The 13,553-nt window shown below is 55.1% G+C and carries 11 protein-coding genes and 1 pseudogene; 1 reads left to right on the top strand and 11 read right to left on the bottom strand.

Annotation, left to right across the window (positions count from 1 at the left end; genetic code table 11):
- Positions 1-134 precede the first annotated feature (134 nt).
- From ACR3E2_RS16695 to ACR3E2_RS16675, 5 genes are all read right to left on the bottom strand, one after another.
- The gene (locus ACR3E2_RS16695) at positions 135-1,085 is read right to left on the bottom strand and encodes a Bug family tripartite tricarboxylate transporter substrate binding protein (RefSeq protein WP_480482322.1); all 951 of its coding nucleotides are present in this window, start codon (positions 1,083-1,085) and stop codon (positions 135-137) included.
- A 20-nt stretch (positions 1,086-1,105) separates the two neighbouring features.
- Positions 1,106-2,635, bottom strand: coding sequence for a tripartite tricarboxylate transporter permease (locus tag ACR3E2_RS16690; protein WP_480482324.1), 1,530 nt, complete (start codon positions 2,633-2,635; stop codon positions 1,106-1,108).
- A 2-nt stretch (positions 2,636-2,637) separates the two neighbouring features.
- Complete coding sequence (locus tag ACR3E2_RS16685; protein ID WP_480482326.1) at positions 2,638-3,135, bottom strand: tripartite tricarboxylate transporter TctB family protein; 498 nt, start codon at positions 3,133-3,135, stop codon at positions 2,638-2,640.
- A complete protein-coding gene (locus ACR3E2_RS16680; RefSeq protein WP_480482328.1) occupies positions 3,125-3,694 on the bottom strand; it encodes a 2-oxo-4-hydroxy-4-carboxy-5-ureidoimidazoline decarboxylase in 570 nt (189 codons plus the stop codon). Before ACR3E2_RS16680 ends, ACR3E2_RS16685 begins: the two co-directional genes overlap by 11 nt.
- A 131-nt stretch (positions 3,695-3,825) precedes the next feature.
- Positions 3,826-4,755 carry a LysR family transcriptional regulator gene (locus ACR3E2_RS16675; protein WP_480482330.1) on the bottom strand — a complete coding sequence of 310 codons (930 nt, stop codon included), beginning with the start codon at positions 4,753-4,755 and terminating at the stop codon, positions 3,826-3,828.
- A 201-nt stretch (positions 4,756-4,956) separates the two neighbouring features.
- Between ACR3E2_RS16675 and ACR3E2_RS16670 the strand changes: the two genes are divergently transcribed.
- A complete protein-coding gene (locus ACR3E2_RS16670; protein ID WP_480482332.1) occupies positions 4,957-5,343 on the top strand; it encodes a hydroxyisourate hydrolase in 387 nt (128 codons plus the stop codon).
- Between the two features lie 493 nt (positions 5,344-5,836).
- Here the strand turns inward: ACR3E2_RS16670 and ACR3E2_RS16665 are convergent.
- The 6 genes and pseudogenes from ACR3E2_RS16665 to ACR3E2_RS16640 all read right to left on the bottom strand — a co-directional run bounded on the left by ACR3E2_RS16665 (position 5,837) and on the right by ACR3E2_RS16640 (position 13,185).
- Positions 5,837-7,226: pseudogene (locus ACR3E2_RS16665) on the bottom strand (IS3 family transposase).
- A 308-nt stretch (positions 7,227-7,534) separates the two neighbouring features.
- Positions 7,535-8,392 carry a DUF302 domain-containing protein gene (locus ACR3E2_RS16660; protein WP_170582983.1) on the bottom strand — a complete coding sequence of 286 codons (858 nt, stop codon included), beginning with the start codon at positions 8,390-8,392 and terminating at the stop codon, positions 7,535-7,537.
- Between the two features lies 1 nt (position 8,393).
- Entirely contained in the window at positions 8,394-8,783 is a 390-nt protein-coding gene (locus ACR3E2_RS16655; RefSeq protein ID WP_170582982.1) for a DUF4345 domain-containing protein, read from the bottom strand.
- 126 nt (positions 8,784-8,909) lie between these two features.
- Positions 8,910-10,472, bottom strand: a complete 1,563-nt coding sequence (locus ACR3E2_RS16650; protein ID WP_480484940.1) for an arylsulfatase — start codon at positions 10,470-10,472, stop codon at positions 8,910-8,912.
- Positions 10,473-10,775: 303 nt separating this feature from the next.
- Positions 10,776-12,713 (bottom strand): adenylate/guanylate cyclase domain-containing protein, encoded by a 1,938-nt coding sequence (locus ACR3E2_RS16645; RefSeq protein WP_480474018.1) that lies wholly within the window; start codon positions 12,711-12,713, stop codon positions 10,776-10,778.
- A gap of 13 nt (positions 12,714-12,726) precedes the next feature.
- Positions 12,727-13,185 carry a hypothetical protein gene (locus ACR3E2_RS16640; protein ID WP_480484939.1) on the bottom strand — a complete coding sequence of 153 codons (459 nt, stop codon included), beginning with the start codon at positions 13,183-13,185 and terminating at the stop codon, positions 12,727-12,729.
- Positions 13,186-13,553: the final 368 nt, after the last annotated feature.

Raw genomic sequence — 13,553 nt, 5'->3', positions numbered from 1 at the left:
AACTTGTCAGACGGGGCAACTAAGGGAGTTGATGCCGGGCCAAAGTCTTAGATGAGTCTCATCGGCTTGCGCGGCATAAACCGCAGGAGACTGGTCGCCATACAAGATGAGCATGGCGACCAAACCAAAGCAGTCTACTCCTTGATTCCGGCCGATTCGATCAGGGGCGCCCAGACCTCGATCGAGTTCGCAACGAAGGCTGTGTAGTCCTCGGTCGACATCGCCGCATGCGTAATCCCGAGTTCCTTTAGCCGTTCCTGGACATCGGGACTGGCAAAAACAGCAAGGACGGTGTCGTGAATTGTCTCGGCTGTTGCCGGGTCGATGCCCGCCGGTCCGGACAGGCCGACCCAGTTCTCAATCACGATGTCGTAGCCCTGCTCCTTAAAGGTCGGGACGTCAGGAATTTCCTTGTTCCGCTCAAGTGAAGCGATCGCAATCGCGACGGCTTCGTTGTCTTCGATCATCTCGCTGTTCTGAACGACCATGTCATAGAAACTGTCCAGCACGCCGGCGCGAAAATCTTGGATCGCCGGAGAGCTGCCCTGGTAAGGCACGTGGATCGACTCCACCCCGAGCGCCTGATCGACGGCAACTCCCAGAATGTGGGAGATCGAGCCCACGCCGCTCGAACCAAAAGTCATCGGGGTCTCTTTGACAAACGCAACATACTCGTTGAGCGAGGTGATCCCGGAGGAGGGCTGAACAAAGAGGCCGGGCGCCGACGCGCCTATATAGGCGACATGCGTGAATCCATCGAGCGGTTCATAGGGAATCGATTGGAACCGCGTCGGTGCGATCGTGAAGGGCGCATTGTTCGACAGAATCAGCGTCGTGCCATCAGGAGCCTGTTGCGCGACGTAGTCGGCCGCAACCGTTCCTGCCGCCCCCGGACGGTTGTCGACCACAGCCTTCTGCCCGAAATCGGTATCGAGGTGCTGGGCGAGCAGTCTTGCGACAAGGTCGCTTGTGCCGCCTGGCGGGAACGTCACAACGATCCTGACCGGCTCATCGCTCCAGGCTCCGGGTTCTGCCAGTGCCGCAGGTGCGTGCAGAAAGAGGGCCGCTGCGGCTCCGGTGCTCATAAGTAGTCTTCGGTCAATTCTCATGTTGGTGTTTCTCCCTGATTGGCTTTCTTGGCCGCGCGACGGCGGCGTCGGTTCTGCTCTGTCTTGAACAGAGCAAATGCGAGAATGGCGACAGTGATTGCGATCAGCGTCGCGCTGATGGGTCTCTGCAGAAACACCATCGGGTCGCCACGAGACAGAAGCATCGAGCGACGCAGCTGTTCTTCCATGAGCGGGCCGAGAACGAACCCTAAGAGCAGGGGCGCAGGCTCGAAGCGGAAGAGTCTCATGACGTAACCGACGGCACCGATCACCAGCGTCAACCAGACGTCGAACACGTTGTTGTTCAGACTGTAGACACCCATGCAGATCAGAACGATAATCGTCGGGTACATATACTTGTAGGGAATTTTAAGAAGCCTAACCCACATGCCGATCAAGGGTACGTTGAGGATCAGCAGCATAATGTTGCCTACGAGAAAGCTCGCGACCAGACCCCAGAACATGTCGGGCTGTTCAGTGAGAAGACGGGGTCCTGGCGTGATCCCGTAGATCATCAGTGCCCCAATAACAATCGCCATTGGCGGGCTGCCGGGCACCCCCAGGGTGAGGGTGGGAATGAAGGCCGTTTGAGTCGCCGAGTTGTTCGCTGCCTCGGGAACTGCCACGCCAGGAACCACACCGGTACCAAAATCCTTCCGCCGGCGGTTCACCCGCTTCTCGACCGCATAGGCAAGGGCCGCAGCAATGGTCTGGCCGGTGCCTGGCAGAGCACCAATGAAGGATCCGATCGCACCGCCACGCAAGATCGGTGCAGGCAGTGATTTCCATTCTTCTTTTGAGGGATAGAAATCGTTGTAGTCGACGGTCTGAGCCGCCTTTCCGCTGGTCGCCGTGCGGATCGACGCGATGACCTCGGTCACGCCGAAGAGACCCATCGCCACGATTACGATGTGTACGCCATCGCGCAGTTCCGGAATGCCCATGGTGAACCTGAGGTCTCCTGTGGTCAGGTCGATGCCGATTGTACCAAGCATCAGGCCGGTCACCACCATCGCGATTCCTTTCAACGCACCGCCGTTACTCACGGCCGAGGCTGCGATCAGGCCTAGAAGAAGGACAGAGAAATAGTCAGGTGGTCCGAAACTGAGCGCGAGCTGCGCCAGGGACGGCGACAGGACGGCGATCACGATCATACCGATAATCCCGCCTCCGAAAGAAGCGGTAGCTGTCGAAAAGAACGCAACGCCTGCGCGGCCTTTTTTCGCGAGGGCGTGCCCCTCGATCGCGGTGATCGAGGCCGCCGGCGTGCCTGGAACGTTCATCAGGATCGAGGCGGTCGATCCGCCGTATTCCGCGCCGTAGAAGACACCGGCAATCATCACCAAGGCGGGTGTCGGATCGAGATAGAAGGTGAGCGGCAAAATCATCGCGATCGCCGCCATCGACCCGATGCCCGGCAGAACACCGATGAAGGTTCCAAGAAACACCCCAATGAAGCAGTACATCAGGTTCTGCGGCTCGAGAACCACCAGCAGGCCTTGGTAAAAGAGTGTTAGGACATCCATAGTCAGCCTCCCGGAAACGGCCGGAGAGGCAGATTTAGCAGTTCGATGAAGACTGCCCAGCATCCGAGCGCCACGACCACCCCGAGGATCAGTTTTCCGATCCAAGAAAGTGTGCGGTCCGGCAGGCTGGCAACGATCACCGTCAGGAAGACTGCGGGAACGAGTCCAAGCCAATCGGCTGTAAGCGCGAACATGGCGAGAGCCCCGCAGATCGCGAAAAGCTCAATCCAGTCCGGTGTCTCGGCGATACCATCGCCGCGCCGCTCTTCCACACAGATGATCAGCGCCAGGATCGCAAGAATGGCTCCGGTGACAAATGGGAAGGCCCCGGTTCCGAGGCGGGTCGGAACCCCGAGCCCCAACTGCCAGCCACCGACCATGAAGATGATGCTCAGACTGAAGAGCACCAACCCTCCGATCTCTTCGCCCCAACCGAGCGCTCCGTGGTTTCCTTCCGGCACCCGGTCGTCGGCGTCCAAATGTTCGGGATCAACTGGCATGCCCGGTCCCTCTTGTCACTGCGCCCCCTTTTCCGTGCATGTCTGGTTTCGAGGCCTGCCTGAAGATCGCAAGAACGCGGGCTGCGCTTACGGCAGAGATTTGGTCGATTGCCGAGCGGATTTCGGAGGCGCGATCGGCCTTTAGACGATCAGTGAACTCAGCGATTACGCTGTCCAAATCAGCATGGCGTGCCAGGGCGGTAATGAATGGAAAACCAAAGCGTTGCCGGTACGCGGCATTCATCGATGCAAGTCGGTCTCGGTATTCGCTTTTGGGAGAGGTGAGATCGAACCGACCCTGCTCGACTTGGGATTCCGCCGTCATGGTCAGGGGATTGTCGGGCGCGAGTTCGGGATGCGCGCAAAACAGGGTAATTCTGTCCGCTTCGCTCAGGGCAATGAGTTCTCGGTGAATGGCCGTCGTCAGCGCATCCAAATCCCGAAAAGGCCGGTGCGAGACCACCCGTTTTGCGACCTCGGGCGCTCGTTCGATCAAGGGTTCGATGTAGCCAAGCGCCGTCTGATCGTCCGCATGATTTAAGTCTTCCAATGATGTCATGTGACGTCCCCCTACGGTACAGCGTAGGCAGAGGCACTATTGTCGTCCATAGAATAAAAGTTTACGATACATTCGCATTTTTAGAATGATCTGAGAATCTCTCTCGAGGCTCGCCGAGATTCAACACCACGTCAGATCGGGTGACCGGACGTTCCAGAGAGGTCATCAAGACACCGGACTGATAGGTCGAGGATCTTCTGACGGAGGGCTGAAATCGGCATCTGAGCGTTGGATATCAGAGAGATGCTCTGACGAAACGCATCCTTGTCGCTAATCGGGACAAAGGCGAACCGGCCGTCCTTTATCTCCGGCCCTGCATCGATCTCCGAAGTGACAGCGACATACCTGCCTGTCGCGACAAGCAGCTTCATGAGTTGAATGGAGTTGACGACAACTGGCGTGCGAGCCTGCTCGAAGAGCCATCCATGACGAACCTCAAGAAGTTTCCGGATGGACAGTGCCGAGCTCTGGAACACGACGGGATTCGCCACGAATTCCGAGAAACTTATCGAGGACTTGGTCGCCACCGGATGATCTCTCGTGGCGATGCATCCCAGCGGAAACTCTCGTCGCCAATGAAAGTCGAGCGTATCGACGGGCGGTGCATTTGCAACAGCAGCGAGATCAAAGTCGCCGTTGAGAACGCCTTTGACGGCGGCGTCCGGGCTCATGATTTCGACATCGACGGTGACCATCGGGAAATCCAAAGCGACGGCTCGCACCACTTCAAGCACGAAACCGTTGACCATGCTATCCATAGCGGCGAACCTGAAATGTCCCTGTTCGATGCCTCGATTTTCCTGGACAGTAGACCACAGGCGCGCGTTGTCGAGGCGCCAACCGCGTGCAAGGTCCAGAACAAGCTTGCCTGTGGGTGTCAAAGTCAGGCCCTTGGGATCTCTGTCAAACAGAGCCTCTCCCAAGTCCTCCTCTATCGCCACGATCTGCCGGTGGACGGCAGATGCAGAGATACCGAGTTCCCGTGACGCCGCCTGGATTGATCCAGATTGCGCGACCTGCTCTAGATATTGAAGTGCGCGCGGAACCAGATGAAGTGCCATTTCTTGAGACCCCCTCCGAGGCATGGGAGAACGAGACGACGCTTTGCGCCAAAGCCGGTCGGCGTAGTCTCGACTAGGCTAACAGCCTATTCTGTATTTTGAAATGGCGCTTCCTTCTCTGTGGCAGATAATGAAATGACAGAACCATATCGATGGAGCTTGCGATCTGCATGGAGCTCCGCAAAGGAGGAGAATTGCGCCGTGACACCTCAGACCAATCCAACCGGTCCGGATGCTGGAGGAATTTCAATTCATGCGGTGGATGTTGCCGAAGGCATACCCGCTGCCGGCCTGGCTGTTCGGCTATGGCACGTGCGTCCTGCGAGAACGGAAATCGCATCCGGAGTCTGTGGTGCGGACGGGCTGCTGCTCCATCCGGTCAGCACGGGCCAAGATGTGCAGCCAGGCCTCTATGAGGTCGAGTTCGAGGTCGGTGACTACTATCGGCAAGCTGGTCGCTTGCTGCCGGATCCCTCGTTCCTCGAGACCGCGGTCTTTCGCTTTGGCATCGAACGTGTTGAGGAACACTTCCATTTGCCATTCAAATTCACCCCATGGGGGTTCTCGCTGTTTCGGGGCGGCGCCTAGAGAGCAGACCCCAGTGGGCAGCTCGGGTTGAATGCTAATGCCTGAGTTGACGCTGTTCAGCCCGTATGAACACTTTGGGAACAGGTGGTCGACAGCCGAGAAAGCTGCGCGGTCTGGCAGTCTTGTGGCGCTGTTGCAATCGCATGATCAGGATTTGCGCATCTGTTAGCATACCCACTATCCTGAAGAAGCGTCTCGACACAGGACAACCCCAGAAGAAATCCGGGGCTGTTCCTCATATCACCTGCCTTAAATGACCTATTAAAACGTTTAGGTCATGTCGCGTGACACGCCACACACATTTGTGTTCCGTTGGGCATATATAGCCCATAATCGGCAGCCATCAAAAACTAAAACATTGATTTTTATATATATTTAATATCACCCTTGGTCATACCGCGGCCACTTCGCCCATCTTGATGTCCGTCATCGAATGATTTGGAACACGAGCGTTTGATTGGCTTAGGAGGATCAGGCTCGCCGCAGTTTCAATCTACGCCGCGTTCTGATGATGCAGCAAGCGGCGTTTCTGGATTGTCTGGTGTTTGATTTCCTTTCTGCGTCTGAGGATTGTTTCGGCTCGACCGAAATAGACATCGGCGGGTGTCAGATTGCTGATGCTCTCGTGGTATCGGTTGTGGTTGTAGTGATTGATGAAGTCGCCGATGGCCTGTTCGAGCGCTCCTGGCAGATAGTAGTTTTCCAGCAGGACACGGTTCTTCATCGTCTGATGCCATCGCTCAATCTTGCCCTGGGGTCTGCGGATGGTTGGGCGCTCCCCGAACATGATCCATACCCTGCTCATCCAGCCATTTCGCCAACTCGCCAGAGATGTAACTGCTGCCGTTGTCGCTGAGCAGCCGGGGCTTGTGGGCAACGGTGACACTGTCACAACCTGATGCAGCCAAAGCGTCTTCCAGCGTTCCTGTGACATCGTCAGCTTTCATCGTGGTGCAAAGGCGCCAAGAGACAACGTAACGGCTGTAATCATCCAGGATCGTAGACAGGTAGAACCAGCCCCAACCGATGACTTTGAGATAGGTGAAGTCGGTCTGCCAAAGCTGGTTCGGCCGCACAGTCTTCTCATGGAATTCATCCGCCGCTTTGATGGTGATGCAGGCTGGGCTAGTGATCAGATCTTGTGCCTTCAGAAGCCTGTAAACACTGGCCTCAGAAACGAAGTAGCGCCTGGTGTCGGTGAACCGCACCGCAAGCTCGCGGGGCGATAACTCGGGTTCTTCCAGAGCCAGTTCCACGATCTGCTTGCGCACCTTGTCGGGGATGCGGTTCCAAACCCTACCTGGCCGGGAATGGCGATCCTCAAGCCCGGCCTCGCCGAAAGACAGATACCTGTCGTACCAGCGGTAGAAGGTCGTTCTGGGAATGCCGAGCTTTTCCAGTGTGCGTTTGATCGGCAGGTGCGAACCGTCAACCAGCCGAATGATCTCAAGCTTTTCGGATGTTGCCCTCTCATCGCTGCAAGCAGCGACTGTTGGGTGACAGATATCTCATTCGTCGTCTCCCCCATCCTCGAACATGCTTTTTTTGAGCAGCCGGTTCTCAAGGGTCAGGTCGGCGACTACCTCTTTCAGCGCCGACGATTCCGCTCTCAAATCCTTCACCTCAGAGCTGGTAGCCTGGCGTGCGGTATCGCCAGCCAACCGCTTCTTACCGGCCTCAAGGAACTCTTTCGACCAGCTGTAATACAGGCTCGTAGCTATTCCTTCACGGCGACACAGCTCCGCTATGCTGTCTTCACCACGAAGCCCATCCAACACAATACGGATCTTCTCCTCTGCCGAATGCTGGCGCCGTGTCTTCCTGCGGATGTCTTTGACAACTCTCTCTGCTGACGCTTTCTGTTTCCCGGATTTCATTCTCATCTCCACTCTCTGATGGTTACGATGAGCCTGAAATCCTCCGCTACGCAATCAACCTAGTCTGTTCCATGGGTGCTGATGGCGGACAACCACATATACGGAAGTCAGCGACGGTCGTTACCGAGTTCAAATTGACTGATGCCGCGCGAAGCTCCAATTACAGCAATGCGCAGAAAGCGGCCTTTGCAAAGTTTAACGAACGGCCCAAAGCGTGGTAGGCCTGTTGCGTTGAGAACCGCTGAAATCAACCCAAAGCGGACGACGAAAAGATGGCCAATCGGCAAAGGTTTTTTGCGTTTTCCTAACAGCGGCTACTCAATTGCCTTGCGAAATGTCTCCGTCAGCCGTTTGTTCAAACCGTGATGAGGTTCGGCTGAAGAACCGTAGTGCAACTCCGCCAAAGCAGCGATGTCATTGAAAATGACTACGGAGCCGCCTTCTTCATTCGCGTAAACCAATAGTTTTTGGCAAAAGGCATCCAAACCAATTGCCGGAAAGTCCGCCATAGCCACACCACCGGGCGCTGGTCCGCCGAATAGCAAGAGAACAGCATCCGGCAGCTCCGTCCCCAGTTGGGACGCTTCGGCCGCAAAATCGATCTCCCCAAACCAGACTGTATCGTCCTGTCCCATCACAGCTGTCCTGACACGTTCCACTGCCTCTGGAACGCTGAGCTCAGATCGCAATTCGATGATGCCATGGTTTGCAACTAATCCTTTGGTCGGCGCTGGTGCTGCATCCAAGTCGTTCAGGACTTCGAGCAACTTGTTCTCAAATGCATTCAACGCTTGGGTATTGATTAGACCATGCCGAACTTTGAGAAACTGAGAGTCTGTGTATTCGATCTGCGGTCGACCATCCTGATCGAATGAAAGAACGCGAAAAGGAAGGTCCAGACCTGCACGTACGTTCTCCTCCAGTATAGGTGTGTTTACCTCTGGATCAGAGAAAACGAGTACACGAGATGCTGGCATTTCGACGCCTTCGGCCTTGGCCAGGCGCGCGTGATCTATCGATGCGATTGGAGCAGCTCCCGCTTCGGAAACGGCAGTCTCAAGCTCTAAGAAGTTTTCGTCCACCGCGGTCTGGACAGATGAAGATTGTGCAAAAGCGGATGCCGAAACTGATAAAGTTGCGATCATCGAGAAAACAAAGCCAGACCTCACCATTTTACCACTTCCTGTTTCCTCGTACTTTTTTCAGAGAAACCGCCGCCAGAGCTGCAAAAGCTATCTCGGCTGCAAGATAAAAGAGAAGTACCCCGTTCGGAACTCCATCGATAAGGATGCTTAGTATGCGCCCAACGGCCAGTCCTGACATAAACAAAAATAGAACCCACAGCGCGGGGCGTTGTAACTCTGGTTTCGAAGCAGCCGCCAACCAAAACAGAGCGTTTGCCATGTAAAGACCCATAATCGCTCGGAAAACATGCGTCAGGTTCGTCCCTTCCACTGGAAATCCCAGCAAAACTGGGATCGAACGGCCGGGCATCAGACCGTATGACAACGCAATTGGCACGAGGCCGACGGCAGCAAGCAGAAGGACTAATCTAGCACTCATGGAGGACTCCTTCTCGTAGAGGTTTCGCTTTTTGCGAAATTCCTAGTCGGTTATTTTGGGCATCCGATGATCCGAGCCGGATGCCCACGCTGCGGTGGGAAAGGCGTATTGGTTGCCTCGCTTCCTCTACTGAGAGATGCCGCCTTCGGTTGATGTTTGTTCTTCAACATGGTCTTGATTGGCGACCGGCTTCCCGCGCGGAGGGAACTCCTCGAAAGTAGCGAGATGTGCCTGCACTAACCGGGCGGCTGGGCCGAATGCCCACATTTTCTCACCCATCCAGCGGACGTACATACCGCTTTCCTCCGCAGCTTTTTCGTAGGGATCGCGGCGGAGGTTGAAAAGCAAGGGGGCGACCAATTCTTCCTTCGGGCCTGACCAGCCGTGGTTTTGAACGACAAAGTGCGCTTTCCAATCGTTGTAGCGTACTGCTTGGAGGTCTGTACCCTGATAGTAAATCAGCTCGCGGCGATTGCTCTCTTCATCCTCACCCGTCAGGTAAGATAGTTGATTGTAGCCATCGAGATGCACTTTATAGCCTTCATATCCCTCTAGGAGCTTTTCTCTTAGATCTGTCGGACCTCCAGCCGCAGCTACAAATGTTGGCATCCAGTCCATTCCGCTGAAGATGCCATTCAAGACTTGACCTTCTGGAATTTTGCCCGGCCAGCGAATAATCGCAGGAACTCTAAAGCCACCTTCCCAAGTAGTACCCTTTTCCCCATGAAACGGTGTCGTACCACCATCAGGCCACGTCAGTGTTTCCGGGCCATTGTCTGCGGTGAACATCACTATGGTATTATCGGCGACTCCCAGATCCTCAAGGTGGCTGAGAACGTTACCAACGTTGTTGTCCAACTCCTTCATGACAACATCCTGAAGTCCGCGCCCATTGCCCAACATAGCTTCGTATTCGGGGCTGAGGTGGGTCCAGACGTGTGCACGGGCTGGAGCCATCCAGACAAAAAACGGAGTGTCCGACTCTACTGCACGAGAAATGAAGTCCTTCGTGTGAGATGTCACTTCGTCATCCAAAGTCTTTTGGCGCTCAGGAGGCGCAGGCCCGTCATCAATAATGCGCTGCTTCCCGACTTTTCCAAATCGCGGGTCGACTGTTTCGTCTACCTCCTCTGTTGCAAATGAATGAATGATGTTGCGAGGCGCAAATTGCGCGTTGAATTCTGGGTCGTCTGGCCAATCCGGATCAGACGTATATTCCATAGCATTCAAGTGATAGAGCCAACCCCAATACTCGTCGAAACCTTTTGCAGTCGGTAGGAACTCATTGAGGTCGCCTAGATGGTTTTTTCCGAACTGCCCCGTCGTATACCCCAACTTTTTCAGGAACATCGGAAGCGTTGGGTCATCTGGGTTTAAACCTACCGGATCTCCCGGCAGTCCAACCGTGTGCATACCAGTCCGTATTGGCAATTGTCCGGTCATGAAAGCTGATCGACCGGCAGTACAACTTGGCTCGGCATAATAATCTGTGAGACGAGCACCCTCAGAGGAGAGGCGATCCAAGTTCGGCGTCTCGATGCTTTTGACACCTCCGTGGTAAACGCCGACGCTCGCCCAACCTACGTCATCTGCCATGATGACAAGAATGTTGGGCGGGGTATGTTCGTCGGCCCAAGCTCCAGTGAAAGCAAAGCAGACGGCACCCGTTACTGAGATAAGCTTGTTCATTAAGACCTCCCGACTTGGTACTTCTTACCAACCATAGGAAAAACATCGGCTTAGAGGAACGGTCTTATTTGTTAACTTTTTGGGCTCAGCACCTTGGTGCAAGAAATTTCTTCGACCAAAAAGCCCGCCAAGCCGGAATTGCAAAGTCCTGGGTTGAATGTCCGTTTTGGGCTGGAAACAGTCGTCGCCGATTGAAGCAATGAGCGATTGCTTAGAACCTTTCGAGGACATTGCGCTAAAATTGGATTGGCCCTTGGCACGATTTGTCTGCGATAGTTTCGAGCTTTGGCATCCTGACCAACTCTACGGCTTAACACCAGCTTTCTTCAAGCCTTCGACCAAAAGCGCATTGTGTTCGGGTAGACGGAAGAGGATCAAAGCTCCGGAGACAATGCTGTCTAGGAACGCTGGGGCGAAATCCGCCAGCGCCTGCTCATGTGGCAGGCCTGCTTCGGCGCGCCCGAGGTGGGCGGCACTGGCGATCATAAGAGCCCGGCGGATCGGCGCACGCGGCGTCATCTGAATGGCGTGCTCACCCCAACGCATTGCGTCTTCAAAATCAGCGTCGGCGAAGGCAGCTTGGGCGAGCGCCAGATAGGCGTCTCCTACCCAGAGGTCAGTGTCGCGTGGGGAAAGCTGGAGGGCAAGGTGGGCATGTTCGCGCGCCTGTGTGGTTCGGCCGACCAAAGATTCATGCCAGGCCATGAAGAAGATGTTCCGGGCAAAGTTCGGGTTCAGTGTGAAGCCCAAACTGAAGTCGGCGTTGGCCCCGTCAAAATCTCCACGGAAATGACGAACCATACCGCGAACGCATAAGGCGCGCGGGTCGAGTTGACCACCAAGAAACAGAGGTTCAACGCTTTTATCAGCTAGGCCCAGGTTTTCGGTGGGGTCCTCATCGAACTGGTATAGATAACGCATCAGGTAGGCAAACGCTTTGATCCAATGGGCCTGGACGTTGCGCGGGTCGAGATCAATGGCGCGATCAGAGACCGATATGACCTCATCGAACTTATCCTGAGAGTAGAAGCCTCCCGCGTAGAAGATCGCCATTGCACGTAGCGAGAGGTCGTAGGAGTTGAAGTCGATATCTCGAGCCACAGACGCGCGATCTATTTCGGCAATGGATATCTGGGGGGCGATGGCGCCGACCACGCTGCGTGTAATCTCATCCTGTAACGCGAAGATGTCGTCTAGCGTGCGGTCGTAGCGCTCGGCCCAAACATGGGCTCCATTTGTGCAGTCGATGAGTTGGGCAGTAATGCGTACGCGGTTTTGGGCTCGACGGAGGCTACCCTCTAGCATGTAGCGAACACCGAGTTCTCGAGCGATATCTATATGGGTGACGGGGCGACCCCTGAACGAAAATGAGGAGTTGCGGGCGATGACGAAAAGCTCGGGAAAGCGCGAGAGCTCTGTGATGATGTCTTCGGAAACGCCGTCACAGAAGTATTCCTGTTCTGGATCATTGGACATGTTCTGGAAGGGCAAGACAGCGATGGAGGGTTTGTCAGTGGGTTGAGATTGGTTTTGCGTGGAATCTGATTTGCCCTCCATCGCCAATTTGTAGGCGCGAACTGGCTCGGAGATGTTTTTGAGCGCTACTTCGCCAAGGTCTATGATGTCGTGTTCGATTTTGCCTCGAACCTGCCGGCATGCGTCGTCAGACAGTATGACACCGCCTGGGTCAGCGATGCCTTCGAGTCTTGCGGCAAGATTAACACCCTCGCCATAAATGTCGCCCTCGTCCAAGATTACGTCTCCAATGTGCAACCCTATTCGGAAGCTGATCCGGCTTTCGGTGGGGCTCTCGGCTTCGGCGGCGTGCAGCGCCTTCTGGAGCGTCGCTGCGGCCTCAACGGCAGAAACGACCGAGCTAAAAAGTGCAAACAGGCCATCACCGGTAAGCTTGATAATCTCACCTCCGGCACTTTCGATACTTGGATTGATGATGTCCCGTCGTAGGTCTTTGAGACGAGCAAGTGTTCCCGCCTCGTTAGCCGCCATAAGCCGTGAGTAGCCGACCATATCGGCGGCAAGTATGGCGGCAAGTCGGCGTGTCATGCGCATTTCCCAATAGCAACCTTTTTTCGAATCTATCAAGTTCGGCAGTAGTGTGCCAACTTTCGAGAATGTCCGCTTCGGGCTGCCACCGGTCATTAATGTGAAAAGTAACGAAAGGCGACAACAAGCCCAATGCGGGCTTTGCCAACCTTTCAAATCAGCATCATCCCCGACCATTTCAGTTCGAGTTTCAATCCCTAGCGGGCAAGGCAACCTCGCCTTCCCAGTCAGAAATACGGTGCGGTAGCGCCAGGAAATTTGACGCCACACGTGTTTTGGTCGTTCCACTTCCAGTCATCCCCGAATATTTGCCGGTGGAGGAAACAATCCGCCAGTTGTTGACGCCGAAGGCAACAACCTCCCATCTCATGGTGAACGTGTCCTCTTCTTCACCATAAACACAGACGCCACCGCCGCTGACACCGCTGGGTCCGCCGAAACCCGAGCCCACGCACCGGACAAAACCAGGATCGATTGGTCCCTCGTCAACGGTATAAGTCCCATAGTTGTCCTCTTTCCAGAACACGTCCTCGCCCGCGGAAATTTGCTCTTGGTTGACGACATAGAAGTTCGTTGCCGACACTTTCTCTGCAGCAGTCAGACAATGAGGCGCAAAGAGAACTGCGGGGATAAGCATTGAACGCAACATGTTGTTTCCTTCGACAGTGGGGCAAAACCAGCATGATAGAGACTACGAAATTTATTGCTAGGTAAGGAACGCATAGCCGGACCTGAAAAGTCAGCTTCGTCCCGCATCTCAGAGATTGCAAAGCTTAGTGATGAAGGTCCGCTTTGGGCTGCGACCAGCTATTCATGCAGGCCGCGGAGAATGGCCAAGTCGACTCTAAACCTACCGAATGCTGCGACCTGTACGAATTCCGGCGCAGCACAGAAAGCTGACTTTGCAAAGTCAAAAGACAGCCCAAAGCGGCATTCGTGGTACACTCTTGCGCCGAGGCGCGTTCAGCCACTTAAACGTGAGGTGGCGAAAGTCGACCGCCAACTCATAACTGTCTG

This window comes from Ruegeria sp. AL7, assembly GCF_056536105.1.
This window is presented reverse-complemented; position numbering and strand designations above follow the sequence as displayed.

Excerpts from the sequence above, each read along its gene's own strand:
- ACR3E2_RS16695 (WP_480482322.1), bottom strand. The coding sequence starts at position 1,085 with ATGAGCACCGGAGCCGCAGCGGCCCTCTTTCTGCACGCACCTGCGGCA.
- ACR3E2_RS16690 (WP_480482324.1), bottom strand. The coding sequence starts at position 2,635 with ATGGATGTCCTAACACTCTTTTACCAAGGCCTGCTGGTGGTTCTCGAG.
- ACR3E2_RS16685 (WP_480482326.1), bottom strand. The coding sequence starts at position 3,135 with ATGCCAGTTGATCCCGAACATTTGGACGCCGACGACCGGGTGCCGGAA.
- ACR3E2_RS16680 (WP_480482328.1), bottom strand. The coding sequence starts at position 3,694 with ATGACATCATTGGAAGACTTAAATCATGCGGACGATCAGACGGCGCTT.
- ACR3E2_RS16675 (WP_480482330.1), bottom strand. The coding sequence starts at position 4,755 with ATGGCACTTCATCTGGTTCCGCGCGCACTTCAATATCTAGAGCAGGTC.
- ACR3E2_RS16660 (WP_170582983.1), bottom strand. The coding sequence starts at position 8,392 with ATGGTGAGGTCTGGCTTTGTTTTCTCGATGATCGCAACTTTATCAGTT.
- ACR3E2_RS16655 (WP_170582982.1), bottom strand. The coding sequence starts at position 8,783 with ATGAGTGCTAGATTAGTCCTTCTGCTTGCTGCCGTCGGCCTCGTGCCA.
- ACR3E2_RS16650 (WP_480484940.1), bottom strand. The coding sequence starts at position 10,472 with ATGAACAAGCTTATCTCAGTAACGGGTGCCGTCTGCTTTGCTTTCACT.
- ACR3E2_RS16645 (WP_480474018.1), bottom strand. The coding sequence starts at position 12,713 with ATGGTCGGGGATGATGCTGATTTGAAAGGTTGGCAAAGCCCGCATTGG.
- ACR3E2_RS16640 (WP_480484939.1), bottom strand. The coding sequence starts at position 13,185 with ATGTTGCGTTCAATGCTTATCCCCGCAGTTCTCTTTGCGCCTCATTGT.